Origin of the sequence: Photorhabdus viridis (assembly GCF_040256935.1) — a bacterium.
Lineage (GTDB): Bacteria > Pseudomonadota > Gammaproteobacteria > Enterobacterales > Enterobacteriaceae > Photorhabdus > Photorhabdus viridis.
Window position 1 is genome coordinate 1 of the sequence record NZ_JBEJZY010000387.1, and the last position, 271, is coordinate 271.

1 pseudogene is annotated in these 271 nt (G+C 55.4%); it reads left to right on the forward strand.

Annotated elements, in window-relative coordinates:
- A pseudogene (locus ABR397_RS23850) lies at positions 1–271 on the forward strand (ISNCY family transposase); the annotation flags it as partial.

Genomic DNA, 271 nt, shown 5'->3' on the forward strand with positions numbered 1-271 from the left:
CCGGCGACTGGCAGAACAGTCCCCGAAGTATGAGGAGGTACTGATGACAATAGCGCAAAGATTGGAACATAAAGCACGTCAGGAAGGGCGTCAGGAAGGACGTCAGGAAGGGCGTCAGGAAGGGCGTCAGGAAGGACGTCAGGAAGGACGTCAGGAAGGACGTCAGGAAGGACGTCAGGAAGGACGTCAGGAAGGATTGCAGGAAGGCGAAAAACGGGGAATTCTGAAAGTCGCGTGGGCGATGATGGACATGGGTATCGATCGTGAAACG